The sequence below is a fragment of the Odoribacter sp. Z80 genome (assembly GCF_009935865.1).
Lineage (GTDB): Bacteria > Bacteroidota > Bacteroidia > Bacteroidales > Marinifilaceae > Odoribacter.
On record NZ_QWEL01000001.1, the window covers coordinates 226717 to 244429 of the forward strand.

Consider the following 17713-nt stretch of genomic DNA (forward strand, 5'->3'; position numbering starts at 1 on the left):
TTGACATGAAAACAGAAGAACTATTAAAATTTGACAGGGAGCACATCTGGCATCCTTATACTTCAACTTTGGACCCGCTCCCTGTCTATCCGGTGAAAAGGGCGGAGGGGGTATATATTGAACTGGAAGACGGACGCCGTCTCATTGACGGAATGTCTTCCTGGTGGTGTGAGATTCATGGCTATAATCATCCGGTGTTGAACGCTGCTCTTGAAAAGCAGATGAGGGATATGGCACATGTGATGTTTGGCGGTTTTACCCATCGCCCGGCGGTGGAATTGGCCCGGAAAGTGCTGTCTATTGCTCCGGAGGGGATAGATAAAATATTTTTTTGTGATTCCGGTTCCGTTTCGGTGGAAGTAGCCATGAAAATGGCCCTGCAATATTGGTATGCCGCCGGACGCACAGAGAAGAAACACTTCCTGACCATTACCAAAGGGTATCACGGAGATACCTGGAATGCGATGTCAGTATGCGACCCGGTGACCGGAATGCATGGCATCTTTCACGGTTCTCTGCCTATCCAGTATTTTATTCCACGGCCGGAATGCCGTTTTGGACAGGAGTGCAGGGAAGAAGACCTGAGGGAATTGAAGGAATGCATGGCAGTCCATCATGCAGATATTGCTGCTGTTATACTTGAACCTATTGTTCAAGGGGCTGGCGGTATGTGGTTTTATTCAGCAGATTACCTGCGGGAGGTGAGGGCTCTGTGTGACCGGTATGAGATTTTGTTGATATGTGATGAAATTGCTACGGGTTTCGGACGTACCGGAAAATTATGGGCAGTGGAGCATGCCGGCATCTGCCCGGATATCATGTGTATCGGTAAGGCCATTACCGGAGGATATATGAGTTTTGCCGCAACAATGGCAACGGAGGCAGTCGGTACGGTGATCAGTTCAAAAGATCCTTATGTATTTATGCACGGCCCTACTTTTATGGGTAATCCGTTGGCTTGTGCTGTTTCCTGTGCTTCGATCGACCTCTTACTGACTTATAATCTGGCAGAAAAGATTGGTAATATCGAGCAACAGTTGAAGATAGAATTGGCACCTGCGGCCCTGCTGGAACAGGTTGCTGATGTTAGGGTGCTGGGAGCTATAGGAGTGATTGAAATGAAGAAACCGGTCGATATGGCGGTATTACAGGCTAAGTTTGTAGAAGAAGGTATATGGGTAAGGCCTTTCGGCAGATTGGTGTATATTATGCCTCCCTATATTATTTCGGCTTCCGAGTTAACCCGTTTGACCCGGGGATTGTTGAAGATAGTAAAGGAAACGGAATGAACAAAGAGCGTTATATCAAGAAACTGGAAACCATAAAGGCAACCGGTAATTACCGGACACTCAGAGAGATTGAGCAGAATGGTTTCCTGATTCATGCCCAGGGGCGTGAAATGTTGAATTTATCTTCCAATGATTATCTCGGTCTGTCTACGAATCCCCAATTGGCAGAGAGTTTTAGGTCGGAGACGGATATTATGGCTTTGGGATATAGTGCGGCATCTTCCCGTTTGCTTTCGGGAAATCATCAGTATTATAAAATGTTGGAAGACGATTTGGCGGATTGGTATGATAAAGAAGGGGCTTTGGTGTTTAATTCCGGTTACCATGCCAATATCGGCATTCTTCCGGCTTTGACCGGCAAACGCGATTTGGTTGTGGCAGACAAGCTGGTGCATGCCAGCATTATTGATGGATTACGGTTGAGTGATGCTCAGATGTTGAGGTACCGCCATTTGGATTACGAACACTTGCGCAGTATATTGACTCAGCATAGAGAGGAGTATGAGCAGGTGTTCATTGTGACGGAATCGGTTTTTAGCATGGATGGGGATGTGGCCGACCTGCAGCAATTGTGTGAATTGAAAAAAGAGTTTGATGCTTTTTTGTATGTGGATGAAGCTCATGCTATCGGGGTCAGAGGAACCAATGGTTTGGGATGCTGCGAGGAACAAGCTTGTACGGAGGATATTGATTTCATTGTGGGGACTTTTGGAAAAGCTTTTGCTTCGATGGGGGCGTTTGTGGTATGTGAGGAGATATTCCGGGAGTATTTGGTCAATACGCAAAGAAGCCTGATTTTTACCACTGCCTTGCCTCCTGTAAATGTAGCCTGGACCCGTTTTATTCTTAACAAAATGCCGGATTTCTATGATTTACGGATAAAATTGGCCCGGGTGTCGGAGCGTTTGCGCGAAGTGTTGACCGATAAAGGATTTGAAACCCGGGGCAGTTCACATATCGTCCCTATGGTTTGCGGTGCGAATGAGAACAGTGTTGAAGTTGCGGATTTATTGCAGGATAACGGTTTTTTTGCTTTACCGGTGAGATATCCGACTGTTCCTAAAAATGAAGCCCGGATTCGTTTCTCATTGAACGCTTCTATTCCTTTGGAAGATTATGAATGTCTTTTCGATTTTTTATTAAACGGAATGGAGTGATCTATGCGAATAGACTGGATTAAACAGAACAGAAACGGGGTGCTGCTTGTTTTTTTCAATGGATGGGGCATGGATGTACAGGCAATTGCCCATTTGTCTTCATCGTATGACTTGGCGGTTTGTTCGGATTATCGTTCCCTGGAGCCCGGAAAAGAGGCTATCTGTTTTTCAGGTTACCATACAGTGTATGTTGTTGCGTGGTCGATGGGTGTGTGGGCTGCTGCCAATACGGTCCCGCACTGGCCGGTACAACCGGATAAGTGTATTGCCCTGAATGGTACGGAATTGCCGGTTGACAATCAGTATGGCATTCCGGTGCGGAGTTATGAACTGACAGAGCGGGGAATGACAGAGGCGGGAAGGGAAAAATTCTTCTCCCGCATGTTTGTTAATAAAGCAGAATACGAGTCATTTTCTGTGAATAAACCCCGACGAATCCTGGCGGAACAGGTCGAAGAACTGTGCTTTATACACAGATTGAGCTCTGAGCATAAAAATTGTATAAAATGGAATAAAGTTTTTATTTCCCGAAAGGACCTCATTTTCCCACCGGAGAATCAGATGCGCTGGTGGCAGGACCGGGCTTCCGTTACTTTTCTGCCGGGAGGACATTATCCGTTTTATGCCTTCCGGAGTTGGGAAGAATTAGTAAATATATGATTGATAAGACTGAAATAAAATATCGTTTCAAACGGAGTGTGGAGAGTTATGAAGAGAATGCTCCGGTCCAGAGAAGGATTGCAGACCATCTTTTCGAATTATTGCAGGGGATTTTAGATTACCAACCGGACAAAATATTGGAAATCGGATGTGGTACCGGATTGCTGACACGCAGAATAAAGGGTATGGCTGGAAATGGTGGTTTGTTTGTGAATGATCTGGTGGAGGAAATGTGTGAAAAAACGGCTATCTGTTATGATTTGCCTGTGTCGCACTGTTTTGTGGGAGATATAGAGGAGATGCCTGTTCCGGGAGAATTTGAATTGCTTGTGTCGGCTTCTACATTTCAATGGTTCTCCAATCCCCGTAAGACTTTCCGGAAGTTGGCTTCTCATTTGCGAAAAGGGGGATTGATGGCATTCAGTACGTTCGGTCCCCGCAATATGACGGAATTGCGGCCTTTTACACCTCATGGTTTAAACTACCTTAGCCGCGAAGAATTATTTTCTTGCCTGTCTTCCGATTTTGAAGTTCTTTGTTTTGAAGAGCAGGTGGATAAGCTTTATTTTCCGGAAGCCATAGAGGTTTTGCGCCATCTGAAAAAAACCGGCGTCAATGCAGGTCACTCCGGCCGTAATTGGACTAAAGGAACATTGCAACAGTTTACCCGTTGTTATGAAAAAGACCTGTTGAAAAACAGTTTTCCTCTGACATACCATCCTTTTTACCTGATTTGCAGAAAGAGATAAAAGATTTTCCCAAGCCAAAAACTCAAAATTTGAGTCTCCTGTCCTGAATGGTAAATTTTACTTGTTCCGAAGCAGGCGTATTGCTTCGCCCGTCCACAATACAACAGAGGTTAAGCCGGCAATCCAGGCCCAGTCCGTTCCGCTGAGCGGAACGGTTCGGAATACTTCGCCTCCGAATTGAACAATGAGGAATTGTCCCACGGGGATAATAGCCATGACAATCAGGAAACCGGTACATTTAGACAATCCTTTGAATGCCGAACCTTTGGTCATAAATGCTTTGGCATTGAACATGTTCCAGAATTGTAACAGGACGAAAGTTGTGAAGAATACAGACAGATGATAGCGTGAAATGAGTCCCGATTTACCGGTAAAGTAGAACATCAGGCCCAGTAATATCAGGGTGAGTGAGAGTCCTATGCCGATGATGCGGGTTCGCATGCTTTTGGAAATGATGAAATCGGACGCCTTGCGGGGAGGTTCATTCATTACCTGTAAATCGGGGGGAAGAGAGGCTAATGCCGCTGCTGCAAAGGTATCGATAATCATATTGACCCATAGCATCTGCGTGACGGTCAGAGGTAGTTCGTGGCCGAACAGCGAACCCAGTAATACAATCAGCAAGGCGGAAAGGTTGATGGTGAGCTGAAAGAGAATAAACCGCTGTATGTTGTGGTAGAGCGAGCGTCCCCACATGACAGCCGTAGCAATACTGTGGAAAGAATCATCCAGTAAAGTGATGTCGCTGGCTTCCTTGGCAACGGAAGTGCCTGTCCCCATGGAGAGTCCTACGTCGGCATAGTTAAGGGCAGGGGCATCATTTGTGCCGTCTCCGGTTACGGCCACGACTGCTCCGGTACGTTTCAGCAGTTCCACCAAACGCTGCTTGTCGGTGGGGCGGGCACGGCACAGGATTTTCAGCTTGACCACCCGTTTCAGTGCTTCATCGTCCGGCAGTTTTTCAAAGTCCACCCCCGTTATGACTTGTTCATCGGAATCGCTATCCTGCCATATTCCGATTTGCCGCCCGATTTCCTTGGCTGTTGCCGGGGTATCTCCTGTTACGATTTTCACATCGATGCCGGCATGAAGACATTGGGCTACGGCTGCCGGAACGTCCGGACGGATGGGGTCGGAGATGGCTACAATTCCGAGAAAAATAAAATCGTCACCGATATTTTTTTCAATATCGCCGTCTTCTCCGCCATTTACTGGTTTATATGCCAGACCAAGTGTGCGCATCGCCTGGTTCTGATATTGTAGCAGCCGATCTTCTATGTTTCGGCGGTAGTCTCCTGCGGGTTCCAAGCCTTCTGCGGTTAGGATACGACTGCATTTTCCGAAGACCATTTCCGGAGCTCCTTTTAGGTAAAGTATTTCTTGACCAGTGACAGAGTGTACCCACGTTGCCATATATTTTCGTTCGGTTGAGAAAGTCAACTGTTCTACTATTCTTGATTTTTCCCGAAAATCCATGTAATTCGTCCCTTGGTTATTCAGCCAGAGCAACAGAGCAGCTTCCGTGGGATTACCGAGCGGTTTCACTTCTCCGGAGGTTGTAAAATCCAGATATGCTGTTGAGTTGACACTGATACCTTCCTGTATCAGCAGGGAGGTTTCATCCTGTCCAAGTTGCTGGTCTGAAAGGGCGGGGAAGTCCGTTTCATAGACCTGCATCCGGTTTTGTGTCAGTGTTCCCGTTTTGTCGGTACAGATGACGGTAGTTGCCCCCATCGTCTCGCAAGCGTGCATTCTCCGCACCAGATTATTGGTTTTTAACATTTTCCGCATGCTGAGTGCCAGACTCAGTGTTACACTCATAGGCAGTCCTTCGGGTACGGAAACCACAATAAGTGTGACGGCTACCATGAAATATTGCAGGATGCGCCCGGCGGTGTCTAATGTAAAAAGATTGTCGGACGTGAATATACCGGAAAAGATGTCTTTACATAGTAAGCCGATGAAAGTAGTTCCGGCAACTATAAATCCGGCAATGCTGATCATCCGGGCTAATTTTTCTAACTGCCTGCTGAGTGGTGTTTTGTCTTTGGTAATTTCTGTTGCTTTTTCAGCAACTTTCCCGAATTCAGTCTGATCTCCCACAGCGCTGACCTGATAGATGCAATGTCCGTTTACAATGGTTGTTCCTCTCAATATCTGGTGAGAAGGATAGGTGGCTTCGGAGTCGGTAGGGTGTGTGGTTTTGTCTGTCACGGGTTCGCCGGTAAGGGTCGATTCATTGACCTGGAGGGAGATGGCTTCCCGCAGGTCACCGTCGGCAGGAACTTCTTCGCCCGTTTCAAGAATCACAATATCGCCGACCACAATATCTTTTTTCTCTACTTCCCGGATATGTCCGTCCCGGATTACCTTATAGGGAGTATCGTCGTTTACTTGATTGAGTAGTTCAAACTTCCGGTTGGCATCCGTCTCAAACCAGAACCCAATGCCCGTAGCTAAGAAAATAGCGGCAAAGATACCGATGGTCTCCGCATACTCGTTATGAATAATGGAAATCACTAACGAAAGGGTCGCTGCCACCAACAATATCCGGATGATTGGGTCTCTGAATTTCTCCAGAAAGAGTTTCCACAGAGGAGTCCGTGCAGGGGGGGTGAGCATATTGGCACCCCATTTTTCCCGGTTTTGCCGTACCTCGGCATTACTCAAACCGGTGTAATGTTTTGCTTCCATTGTTTTTGTTGTGTGTTTAGGAGTACCAAAATTATGGTTTTTTCCGGAGTTACGGAGCACTTTTAGCAGGTTTTTATGGGATGAGATTTAATACCACATGCCCAAAAATAACCCCCTTCGATTCAGTTTGAATACTGAAACGAAGGGGGGATATTAAATAAGAAAATCAGATTTTTGAGTTGACGATTCCGAGGATTTCGGCTTCCAGTTGGGAAGCTTTTTCTGCAATGGTTTCGCCCTGGCGGATGATGTCGGCGGCAAAAGCTTTGTCTTCCAGTCCGGCGGCGTTGATTTTCACATTGAGGAAAGCCCCCATCACACCGGCACGGGCTGCCAGTGCTCCGACGCCGGCATCTGTAACGGAATTGGGGTTACCGGTTTCCGCCATGGCTTTGGCAACGGACATGCATTCGTAACAGAGGCGCATGGTTTTGAAGGGCACTTCCGTAGCATAGCGGGTGGCTTCCTGTACGGCTTGCTGGCGGGCAGCCTTTTCCGCTTCCGTTTTCTTCGGCAGACCGAAAGCGTCCATAATACGGTTGAAGGCGTTGGTATCTTCGTCAACCAATTTCATCAGCTCCGTCTGGTAGGCTTTGCCTTTTTCCGCCCAGTCGCTGAATTCTTCCCAGCGTTCGTCCCAGCCGCATTTGTGGGAGGAAAGATTGGCCACCATGCTGCCCAATGCTGCACCGAGTGCACCCATGTAGGCCGAAATGGAGCCACCTCCGGGGGCAGGAGATTCCGATGCCGTTTCGTTGGCAAATTCGGTGAGCGTCATGTCTACTAATTTCTTTTTACCTTTGTCGGCTTCTTTCTCCAGGATGTATTCAATGATCTTTTTGTCCGGTTCAAAGGGATAGAGTTCATCCAGTCCCAATGATTTTACGGCAATCTTGATAAGTTCCTTGTCCGAAACGCCGGTAGAACGCTGCTGCTTGCGCAGGAAATAGCGTCCGGCGTCCAACATAGCCTGCAAGGGGAGAACTCCTACCAGTTCCGAACCCGTTACCCGGATTCCCCGGTCGGCAGCTTTGCGGCACACTTCGTCAAAGGCTTCGTGCATGGACGTAACCGAAATGTCTGTCAGGTTCATGGAAATCTGGGCAATGCCGTATTCCTCAATAAACCAGCCTATGGCTTTTACCGATTTTAATGTGCCGGGAACCATGATCGGTTTTCCGTTTTCGTCTAATACTTTTTTGCCGGTAATGGGATTGCCTTCCCGTTTCACCCGTCCCCGTTCGCGTACATCGAAAGCAATGGAATTGGCCCGGCGGGTGGAAGTGGTGTTCAGATTGACATTGTATGCCACTAAGAAATTGCGGGCTCCGACAGCTGTTGCTCCGGTTTTTGCCGTCCATTCGTTCAGTTCACGGGGACCGAAATCAGGATGCCATTGTTCACTGCCGAGCCGTTCGCCCAAAGCTTCGTATTCTCCGGCGCGGCAAGTGGCCAGATTTTTGCGTTCGGGTGCGAATGCCGCACTTTCATAGCAATATACGGGGATGCTCAGTTCTTCACCGATACGCCGGGCCAGTTTCCGGGCATATTCCACCGTTTCTTCCATAGTGATGTTGGAAACCGGTACTAACGGACAGACATCTGTTGCACCGAAACGGGGATGAGCTCCTTTGTGTTTTGTCATGTCAATCAGTTCGGCTGCTTTTTTCACTGCCCGGAAAGCTGCTTCACAAATGGGCTCCGGTTCACCGACCATCGTCACTACCGTACGGTTGGTGGCTTTTCCCGGATCTACGTCAATCACACTGATGCCTTCCACGGTTTTCATGGCATTCGTTATCTGGTTGATAATGTGCATGTCATTTCCTTCACTGAAGTTAGGCACACATTCGATAAGTTTTTTCATATACGTTTATTTTGAATCACTTGATATAAAATCGGTTAATATTGTTTTCCCCTTAAAAAAGTGGCCTCTACGATATTTGCCGTGTAAGCATAAGGAATGTATTCGATACCGGGGAGCGGGGAGGTAATGTAAAAATTGGCCAGTTTGCCGACAGCTATGCTACCGGCTTCCTCCTGCACGCCCATCGCGTAGGCAGAGTTCAGGGTTGTAGCATTAATAACTTCTTCCGGTAACATCTTATAATTTATGCACCCCAAGGACATGACAAACTTCATATTGCCGGAAGGTGAGGAGCCGGGATTATAATCCGAAGCCAGAGCAACAGGTAATCCGGCTTCTATCATTTTTCGTACGGGAGAATAGGGCATATTCAGGAAAAAAGCGGCTCCCGGTAATACAGTCGGCATGGTTTCACTTCCCAGCAGGGCACTGATTTCTTCTTCACCGATGTATTCCAGATGATCTACTGAAATGGCGTTATATTTTACTCCGACCTGCACACCACCAGAATAGTCCAACTCATTGGCATGTATTTTTGCGCGCATACCATATTTCATGCCGGCATTCAGAATACGGTCGGTATCTTCTACGGTAAAGAAACCCTTGTCACAAAAGACATCAATATAATCGGCCAGTTCTTCTCCCGCAATGGTCGGTATCATTTCATTGATAATCAGGTCAACATATTCAGTCTGTCTTCCTTTATATTCGGCCGGAACCGCATGTGCCCCCAGAAAGGTCGATTTAATGAGGAGGGGAGTTTCAGCTTTCAGCCGGCGAATAACTTTCAGCATTTTCAATTCACTTTCGGTATCCAGGCCATATCCGCTTTTTATCTCTACGGCTCCGGTACCGAAACCGGCTATTTCCTGTATTCTCTCATAAGCCGACTGGAATAACTCTTCTTCCGACGCATGCCGGATTCGTTCGGCCGAATTCAAGATACCTCCGCCTCGCTTGGCTATTTCTTCATAAGAAAGTCCGCGTATTTTGTCAATATATTCTATTTCCCGGCTTCCGGCATATACCAGATGGGTATGGGAATCACAATAAGAGGGCAGAACGAGTCTGCCTGAAGCGTCAATTTCTTTGATTGTATCGCCGTTTGCATAAATGGATTCTCTGTTCAGGTCTTCCATTTTACCGAAACCGGCTATTTTTTCATCCTCTACCAACAGGTAGGCATCCGGGATTATTCCTACCCGCGCCATATCCTTGCCGGCTTTACAAGAACAGGGTGTATCTTCTACCTGGACCAGTTGCTTGATGTTTATGACTAATGTTTTCATACATTCTTTTTAATCTATTACAGGGGAACGAAAATATTAAAAAAAATGAATATAAAAACAGTTTAACCTATATTTAAAACGTTTGTTATGGCTTTGTGCTGCTTTTTCCGTATTCTGTATTAACTGAATACTTGCAAACGGTTGGCGTCCAAACGCAGAAAAATAAAAATCAAGATGGTGAATGCCCAAAGAGAAGAACCTCCATAGCTGAAAAACGGCAAGGGAATACCGATTACGGGAGCCATGCCGATGGTCATTCCGATGTTGATGGTCACATGGAAAAACAGAATACTGGCTACTCCGTAACCATATATGCGTGAAAAATCGGAACGTTGACGTTCGGCCAGATAGATGATACGCAGGATAAGCGCCATAAGAAGTCCGATGACGGTGGTTGCTCCCAGAAAACCCCATTCTTCGCCGACTGTACAGAAAATAAAATCGGTGCTTTGTTCCGGCACAAAATTGTATTTGGTCTGTGTCCCTTGCAAAAAACCTTTACCGGTAAGGCCTCCCGAACCGATTGCAATTTTAGATTGGTTTACATTATATCCTGCTCCATTGAGGTCTGTTTCTATACCCAATAGATTATTAATACGGTCCTTCTGGTGGGGTTGCAGTTTATCAAAAGCATAATCTACGCCGACAGTTGCTCCCAGACATAACCAGGAAGCCAGCATTACCAACATGATATGGCGCATTTTCCGCTTGTATATAAAATAAACACCAACAATGCAGGTCAGTAAATAGGTATACATCAGTAACCGTTCGTTGCTGACAGAGAGGTCAAATAACCATTTCATAAATAACAGAAATACAAAAGTCCCTATTAAAAAAGCAATGATTCTGTATAACTCTTGTTTATTCTGGCGGTAATAGAGAAAAGCAATCAACGTGCCGGTTATGATGAGTGAGATGACTGTGATCGGAGGGTAGAGTAATGTAAAAATAAAAATGGCCACTGTTATAAAACAAAGCAACAACAGAGAACCGTGCAAGCCTTCCCGGTACATGACCAGAATAAAGGAACTGTAAACCAAAGCTGAACCGGTATCATTCTGGAGAATAATCAATCCCAGAGGGAGCATCAGCAACAGACCGATGAGAGCCAGGCTACTGAAACGCATCATTTTAAAACCGTGCCGGCTCATCACGTTTGCTATGGCGAGGCAGGTGGCAAACTTCCCGAACTCAGCAGGTTGAATCCGGATTCCACCGATTTCAAACCACGACCGGGCCCCATGGGATTCAACCCCGAATACCAATACTGCTGCCAGGAGTCCGATGATTAACCCATAGATAACAAAGGAGAAAGCGGTGAAAAACTTACTGTCGGTCAGCATAATGAAAAAAGCCAGCACAGAGGCGGCTCCAATCCATAAGAATTGTTTTCCGTACTTTGTGGTCAAGTCGAAAATATTGCTGTGATTATCATCATAAACAGCAGCATAAATATTTAGCCACCCCATGATAACCAGTATGGTATATAAAAAAACGGACAGCCAGTCTATGTTTTTCAGCAATTCGGTTTGTCTGTTCATGGTTTATTGTTTTTTTTCAGTACTACCTGGGGTATTTGCGGTTTTTTCCTGGCGGGGCTTCTCAGGAGAAAGCAGATTGGCATTAATCATCCTTTCTTCAATGGCTTTCTTGCGGGGAGATATTTTTCCTTTCAGGTATTTTTCCATAATCAACCCTCCGATAGGCACGGCATATTGTGCCCCGAATCCTCCGTTTTCTATGTAAATTCCGATGGCAATGCGGGGATTGTCTTTGGGGGCAAAGGCCATAAAGATGGAATGGTCTTCCCCATGAGGATTCTGGGCTGTCCCCGTTTTGCCGCAAAATATGACAGAATCTATGGCTGCCCCTCGTGCCGTTCCCCCTGTGGCGGCCATTGCCATTCCCTCAATAACAATGTCAAAATACTTGCTGTCACAATCAATAGTATGCTTCGTTATCTGATGATCTATTCCTTGCAAAGGCCGAACGATATGAGGTGTCATGTAATACCCCCGGTTGGCCAAAGCACAGGCCATATTGGTGATTTGTAAGGGAGTAAGTTCCAATTCCCCCTGACCGATCGAAAGGGAAGTAATATAGCTCCACCGCCAGTCTTTTGTCCGGAATTTATGATCGTAGAGAGAAGGAGAAGGAACAGAGCCGCTATTTTCATTGGTGAAATCAGGGCATATTCTGGATCCCAATCCGAAAGAACAGATAAATTCCCGCCAGTCGATATAGGCATCCCTGACATTTTTGTATTTCTGGTCTTCCAGAATCCGGCGCCATACATTCACAAAGTAAGGATTACAAGATTGTTGGATAGCCTGATAGAGATTTAGTGGAGAAGCATGGTTATGGCATCCCATCGGACTGCTGCCGATATAAGTCCGGGATTTACCGAAGCATTCAAAACAGGTCTCAGGAGTAACCAAGCCTTTTTTCAGTCCGTAAAGGGCCTGTAAGGTTTTAAAAGTAGATCCCGGAGGATAACAGCCGGATACTGTCCGGTCGATCAGGGGAGTATTCGGGTCGGAATTCAATTTCCTGAAATTCTTACCGCGTTCCAATCCGACCATCAATTGAGGGTCATAGCCCGGACTGGATACTTTCAATAAAATTTCTCCCGTGGAAGGTTCAATGGCTACAATTCCTCCTCTTTTATTTTTCATCAATTTATAGGCATACTCCTGCAAATTGATATCCAGGGTAGTGGTGATATTCTGCCCCACGACAGCCGGTTTATCGTATTCCCCGTCTTTGTAGGAACCCTTGATCCGGTTGTAATTATCCACTAATAAAATCTTTTCACCTTTCGTTCCTCTCAGTATTTTCTCATAAGTTCTTTCCAAGCCGCTGATTCCTATATAGTCACCCATTGTATAGGTACTGTCGCGGTCGATCTGTGCCTGACTGACTTCTCCGATATAACCGAATACATCGGCAGAATGGGAGACATTGTATTTCCGGAGTGTACGGGTTTGCATGAAAAAACCCGAATATTTGTAGAGTTTCTCCTGTAGAACGGCATATTTGTTGGCCGTAATCTGGGAAATTAAGATGGAAGCTTTGTAAGGAGAATATCTCCGGCATTTTTTCAGGCTTTTCACTAAAGTTTCTTTTTCTATGCCCAGAATGCGGACTAATTCTGTGGTATCGAAAGGTTTTACCTGACGGGGAATGACCATCAGGTCGTAGGCCGGCTGGTTTTCCACCAAAAGGTTACCATTACGGTCGAAAACCAGTCCCCGTGCCGGATACTGAGTTGCAATCCGCTGGGAATTCAACATCGCTTTGACCTGAAACGAATCATCCAGGACCTGCATGTAAAACAAGCGAATGGCATATATACAGTAAATGCATATGATAATCGCCGATATAACCGTTTTCCGGTGAGTGTACTTATTCATCCCTTAAGATTTAGCACTGCAATTAACGCCGTTTGTTGAAAACCGATTAATTCCGTTTCTTTTTTAAAGCTATAAAATAATACAGCAGAATAAAGAAAATAGATGCAACGGTACTACAAATAATGCGTAGTAAAGTAATCAGAAAATTTTGAATACTGAAAGCTTCACCCAGAATAAGGACGACATTAAATACGGCAGTCGAAATCAGTATGTATTTGAAGAACCATCCAAAGTCACTGATTTTCTGTTTTCCCTGTATGTCATCAATCTGTTCGCGGTTGGAAGTCAGCATAAGCAGACGAGGACGGATATAGGCTATCAGGGTGGTCGCTGCTGCATGTATTCCCATTGTGTTATTGGCCAAATCGATAAATAATCCCAAAAAGAAACCGAAAAACAAAATGGTCGCATTCCGTAGACGGTAGGGAAGTATATAAATAATCAGAATGTAGATATTTATATACATATAGGAATGCAATTGTACATTGTCCAGAATGGTTAATTGGATCAACAACAAAATCAGAAAGTGTATGACAAATTTTATATTACTCATTGCTTATTGCTTCCAATTCCTCTTGTTCTTGTTTGCGGGTGTTCTTAATGACGTAAAGTTCTGATATTCTCTTGAAATCAGTTGCAAGTTTTACCTTTATGGTTAGAAAATTAGCGGTAACCTTGTCAACTGATTCTACAAAACCTATTAACTCATCTTTCGGGAAGATAGTAGACAAGCCGGAAGTAACGATGGTATCTCCCGGTTCTGCATTGACGTGAAAAGGAATGTCATTCAGATAGGAATACCGGTAGTCATCGCCGTCCCATTGTAAAGAACCGTAATAGCCATTTTTCTTTATTTTGCCGGATACTCTCAGGTTGGTATTAATCAAAGGCAGAATCCTGGCGTAATGTTTACTAACATTTTGTACGATTCCCACGACACCTTCACCGGAACATACGGCCATCTCCCTTTGAATGCCATCTGTTGTTCCTTTATTGATTGTAATGTAATTTTTGGTCTTGTTAAAACCGGAGTTAACCATTGCAGCCGTCTTATAAACATAATCGACTTCTACTGAATCTTTGATCAACCAGGTTGTATCTATACTTACCACATGATGGTAAGCCTTCAATTTTTCTATCTCATTTTTAAGGGTGGTATTCTCTGCAACTAATTTGTGGTTGGTAGTCCGTAAATGAAAATAATCGTCCACATCGGTGATGATAGAAGACAGAGTCCCGAAAAATGAAGCAGTATATCCTGAAAAAACAGTTCTCTGATAGTTATTGTGCAGAACTATCAGAGAAAAAGAGAGAAATTCCAATAAAATAAAAATGATAGTGAAATGATATTTTAATATCAGTTTTATAATTTCTTTCACAACCTTATGTATTTTATCTGATCAGGAATGAGAATTTGTCTACATTTTTCAATGCGATTCCGGTTCCCCGGGCTACAGCTCTCAGCGGATCTTCTGCAATATGGAAAGGAATGTTCAGTTTATCGGTGAGACGTTTGTCCAATCCTCTCAATAAAGCACCACCGCCTGCCAGATAAATACCTTTATTGACAATATCGGCATATAATTCCGGAGGAGTTTGTTCCAAAGCACCTAAAATAGCAATTTCTATTTTAGATATTGATTTCTCCAGACAGTGGGCTATTTCCTGATAAGATACAGGTACCTCCACCGGCAGGGAAGTCATTTGATTAGGTCCCTGGACGATAAAATCGGCTGGGGGCTCATCCAATTCAGAAAGAGCGGAACCGACGTGTATTTTGATTTGTTCCGCCGTACGTTCACCAATACGGATGTTGTGTTGGTGACGCATGTATTCCTGTATATCATCCGTTAAGTCGTCTCCCGCAATACGGATAGATTTGTTGCTGACTATACCACCGAGAGAAATTACGGCAATTTCAGTGGTACCACCACCTATGTCAACGATCATATTTCCTTCCGGAGCTTCTACATCAAGACCGATACCCAAAGCAGCAGCCATAGGTTCATAAATCATATAGACATCACGGCCGCCGGCATGTTCTGAAGAGTCCCTTACGGCACGCACTTCCACTTCTGTACTTCCGGAGGGAATGCAGACTACAATCCGAAGGGAAGGGGAGAAAAATTTGCTGTTCACACTTGCCATTTTAATCATTCCCCGCAACATTTGTTCTGCTGCGTTAAAGTCGGCAATGACGCCGTCCCGCAAAGGACGTATCGTTTTTATGTTATCGTGTGTTTTCCCTTGCATCTGCCGGGCTTTTTCTCCGATCGCAATTACTTTCTCCGTCTTCCGGTCGATGGCTACAATAGACGGTTCATTGACCACCATTTTATCATTGCAGATGATAATGGTATTGGCTGTCCCTAAGTCGACAGCTATATCTTGTGTTAAAAATGAAAATAATCCCATTTTAATGATTGTTAATATTTAGGACTTAATGTTTAAAATGTCTCATTCCTGTGAAAATCATGGCTATCCCGTATCGGTTCGCGGCATCTATGGATTCCTGGTCTTTAACCGAACCTCCCGGCTGAATAATAGCCGTGATGCCTGCTTTATGGGCCGCTTCTACGCAATCGGGAAACGGAAAGAAAGCATCAGAGGCCATCACACTTCCTGCGATGCGTGCTCTGCCTTGACGAATGGCGTTCTCAAGCGCCCAAATCCGACTCACTTGTCCCGGGCCGACACCCGTAGTACAAAGCTCTTTGGCTATGGCAATGCCATTTGATTTTGTATGCTTTACCACTTTCCAGGCAAATATCAAATCCCGCATTTCTGCTTCAGTAGGCTGGCGTTCGGTGACTACCTGCATTTCCTTCTGATTTAACAGTTGGGTGTCTGCTTCCTGGATCAGTAAACCTCCTGATACGGTTTTGGCTTTGTTGGCCAAAGTGTTTTTCTGACCGATATTTTCCAGTTGCAATAAACGGATATTCTTTTTTTGAGTAAGTATATCCAGTGCTTCCCGGGAGAAAGAGGGGGCTATAACGACCTCCAGGAAAATTTTAGCCATTTCTGCAGCAGTTGCCGCATCAACTTCCCGGTTTGCTGCAACGATTCCTCCGAATATAGATACCGGATCGGCTTCGTAAGCCCGGCGGTAGGCTTCTGCCAAAGTAGGGGCACTTCCAACTCCGCAGGGATTGGCGTGTTTCGCGGCAACTATCGTCGGTTCATCAAATTCCTTCAAGGTTTCCAAAGCTCCGTCCGTATCTCCGATATTATTGTAAGATAGTTCTTTTCCATGCAATTGGATAGCCCCTGTGAGTGAACCTTCCGTCTCTTTTACCGAAGCATAGAAAGCAGCACTCTGGTGCGGATTTTCCCCATACCGCAGGTCTTGTTTCTTTTCATAAGTCAGAGTCAGGGTTTTCGGATACCGGATATTCAATTTCTCGGAAAAATAACCTGCAATCAAAGCATCGTAATGGGAGGTATGAATGAATACTTTTGCAGCCAGCATTTCCTTTGTTGCGGCTGAAGTGTCTCCCTGGGCCTTCAATTCCTCAACAACCAGATGGTAATCCTCCGGATCGGTGATTACGGTAACGAATTGGTAATTTTTGGCTGCAGCCCGTATCATGGTAGGACCGCCGATATCAATGTTTTCTATGATTTCTGCATGAGAAACTCCCGGTTTCAGGATGGTTTGTTTAAAAGGATAAAGATTGCAAACGACCATGTCAATGGGGTCAATTCCCAATGCCGCCATTTGCTTTTTATGGTTATCATTATCGCGGACAGCTAAAATTCCACCTTCTACATTGGGGTGTAAGGTTTTTACCCTGCCATCAAAACATTCGGGGAACTTCGTTAAATCTGAGATATCCGTCACCCGGATGCCCTCTTCTTTCAGTTTTTGGGAAGTTCCTCCGGTTGAAATGATTTCCCAGCCCATAGTATTCAGTGATTTGGCAAAATCCACTATGCCTGTTTTGTCAAAAACACTAATTAATGCTCTTTTCATCCGGATTATATTTAATTTGTTCCGATTTACTTCGGAAGCTTACTGTTACACACAAAATCTGTATCTCGTTGCAAAGGTATAAAAAAAGAGTATTATTTTTTATAGAAAACAGCAGATACTTTATTTTTTTTGTGATCAAGGCTCTTCGCTACAATTTTCCACTAATTATCAATCTGTTACCGCTTTGAGTGATTGAATACGATTTTAAGGGATAAATTTTTGTTTCGGAGTTGAAAGCACTGCCGTAACGCAATGAAAATTCCGTACGGCAAACAGGACATACTGCAATCTCGCCATCCAAATCTTTCTGACCGAAGTGGGAGGACAGGTCCTCACAATAGGTGCATGTGGCATCCCAACAGGCAAATTCGGTGTCATTCAGCCGAATCACAACAATACCGTGTCCATTATATCCTAAAGGCTCTCCGGCAGGCCGGGACAGTGTCAGGTAAAGGGGCTGGCCGGGAACCTGCAAGTGGCTTTCTCCTCCGACTCCTAAATCAATCTGAGTATATAATGGCACATCCGGAATGACATGCTTATCTGCCAGATTTGCTGCAAATTTTTCACTGCATCCGAACAGTCCCAACAGGAACAGAATAAAACCGGTTAATTTCAT

14 protein-coding genes are annotated in these 17713 nt (G+C 45.1%); 4 read left to right on the forward strand and 10 right to left on the reverse strand.

The genetic code is table 11. From position 1 onward, the window contains the following. Positions 1 to 5: 5 nt before the first annotated feature. From bioA to bioC, 4 genes are read left to right on the forward strand one after another with little or no spacing between them, the layout of a single operon-like run. A complete protein-coding gene (gene bioA, locus D1136_RS00940) occupies positions 6 to 1289 on the forward strand; it encodes an adenosylmethionine--8-amino-7-oxononanoate transaminase (protein ID WP_161875742.1) in 1284 nt (427 codons plus the stop codon). Then, on the forward strand, positions 1286 to 2446 hold the full coding sequence (locus D1136_RS00945) for an 8-amino-7-oxononanoate synthase (protein ID WP_161875743.1): 1161 nt from the start codon (positions 1286 to 1288) through the stop codon (positions 2444 to 2446). Before bioA ends, D1136_RS00945 begins: the two co-directional genes overlap by 4 nt. A gap of 3 nt (positions 2447 to 2449) precedes the next feature. Continuing rightward, positions 2450 to 3106 carry a DUF452 family protein gene (locus D1136_RS00950; protein ID WP_161875744.1) on the forward strand — a complete coding sequence of 219 codons (657 nt, stop codon included), beginning with the start codon at positions 2450 to 2452 and terminating at the stop codon, positions 3104 to 3106. Then, entirely contained in the window at positions 3103 to 3855 is a 753-nt protein-coding gene (bioC, locus tag D1136_RS00955) for a malonyl-ACP O-methyltransferase BioC (RefSeq protein WP_161875745.1), read from the forward strand. The genes D1136_RS00950 and bioC overlap by 4 nt, the downstream gene beginning before the upstream one ends. Before the next feature lie 57 nt (positions 3856 to 3912). Here the strand turns inward: bioC and D1136_RS00960 are convergent, their stop codons facing one another. The 10 genes from D1136_RS00960 to D1136_RS01005 all read right to left on the reverse strand — a co-directional run bounded on the left by D1136_RS00960 (position 3913) and on the right by D1136_RS01005 (position 17713). Beyond that, on the reverse strand, positions 3913 to 6609 hold the full coding sequence (locus D1136_RS00960; RefSeq protein ID WP_370461301.1) for a calcium-translocating P-type ATPase, PMCA-type: 2697 nt from the start codon (positions 6607 to 6609) through the stop codon (positions 3913 to 3915). Positions 6610 to 6715: 106 nt separating this feature from the next. Then, the gene (ftcD, locus tag D1136_RS00965; protein ID WP_161875747.1) at positions 6716 to 8416 is read right to left on the reverse strand and encodes a glutamate formimidoyltransferase; all 1701 of its coding nucleotides are present in this window, start codon (positions 8414 to 8416) and stop codon (positions 6716 to 6718) included. Between the two features lie 35 nt (positions 8417 to 8451). After that, the gene (gene hutI, locus D1136_RS00970; RefSeq protein WP_161875748.1) at positions 8452 to 9705 is read right to left on the reverse strand and encodes an imidazolonepropionase; all 1254 of its coding nucleotides are present in this window, start codon (positions 9703 to 9705) and stop codon (positions 8452 to 8454) included. A gap of 119 nt (positions 9706 to 9824) precedes the next feature. Further along, positions 9825 to 11246, reverse strand: a complete 1422-nt coding sequence (gene rodA / locus D1136_RS00975) for a rod shape-determining protein RodA (protein WP_161875749.1) — start codon at positions 11244 to 11246, stop codon at positions 9825 to 9827. Positions 11247 to 11249: 3 nt separating this feature from the next. Beyond that, entirely contained in the window at positions 11250 to 13118 is a 1869-nt protein-coding gene (gene mrdA / locus D1136_RS00980; protein WP_161875750.1) for a penicillin-binding protein 2, read from the reverse strand. Between the two features lie 46 nt (positions 13119 to 13164). After that, positions 13165 to 13671, reverse strand: coding sequence for a rod shape-determining protein MreD (locus tag D1136_RS00985; protein WP_161875751.1), 507 nt, complete (start codon positions 13669 to 13671; stop codon positions 13165 to 13167). Then, a complete protein-coding gene (gene mreC, locus D1136_RS00990; RefSeq protein ID WP_161875752.1) occupies positions 13664 to 14497 on the reverse strand; it encodes a rod shape-determining protein MreC in 834 nt (277 codons plus the stop codon). Before mreC ends, D1136_RS00985 begins: the two co-directional genes overlap by 8 nt. Before the next feature lie 13 nt (positions 14498 to 14510). Next, positions 14511 to 15533 carry a rod shape-determining protein gene (locus D1136_RS00995; protein WP_013611048.1) on the reverse strand — a complete coding sequence of 341 codons (1023 nt, stop codon included), beginning with the start codon at positions 15531 to 15533 and terminating at the stop codon, positions 14511 to 14513. 25 nt (positions 15534 to 15558) lie between these two features. Continuing rightward, positions 15559 to 17094 carry a bifunctional phosphoribosylaminoimidazolecarboxamide formyltransferase/IMP cyclohydrolase gene (purH, locus tag D1136_RS01000; RefSeq protein WP_161875753.1) on the reverse strand — a complete coding sequence of 512 codons (1536 nt, stop codon included), beginning with the start codon at positions 17092 to 17094 and terminating at the stop codon, positions 15559 to 15561. Positions 17095 to 17242: 148 nt separating this feature from the next. Next, positions 17243 to 17713 carry a hypothetical protein gene (locus D1136_RS01005; RefSeq protein WP_161875754.1) on the reverse strand — a complete coding sequence of 157 codons (471 nt, stop codon included), beginning with the start codon at positions 17711 to 17713 and terminating at the stop codon, positions 17243 to 17245.